Genomic DNA, 415 nt, shown 5'->3' on the forward strand with positions numbered 1-415 from the left:
AAATTCTGTTTACCCCCGCCACCGCCGCCGCCCACATCGGGCGCTTTTTTTGTCTGTAGGCAGGGGGCGCGATCTTCTTCGTATTCGTTTTTTCTCTTTATCCTCCCCCCCCCATAACGCCCTCTCCCCCACCCCCCCCCTCCGGCCCTCCCGGCATTCCCTTCCCCCGCCTCTCCGCCCTCCGCAGGATTCCCCGGCAAGCCTTCGGACTTAAATAGTATTTCTCCGGCACATTTTTTTCCAAAATCTGCGACAAGGAAGATTCTTTTACGACGTTGGGGCACTCCCCAGTATTTAGCGTCCAATTTTCTCCAAGCCAACGACCAACCGTCTCCCACAACGGCTCCTGCAGATTTCCAAACAGCGTTTCCGTCTTTTGACGGAGGTCGAGGAATTGAAATTGCCCCCCCCCCCC

At 56.6% G+C, this 415-nt stretch carries 1 pseudogene; it reads right to left on the minus strand.

Annotation, left to right across the window (positions count from 1 at the left end):
- A pseudogene (locus tag ACYVTD_RS17210) lies at positions 1-415 on the minus strand (hypothetical protein); the annotation flags it as partial.

Source organism: Treponema sp. R6D11 (assembly GCF_054786075.1).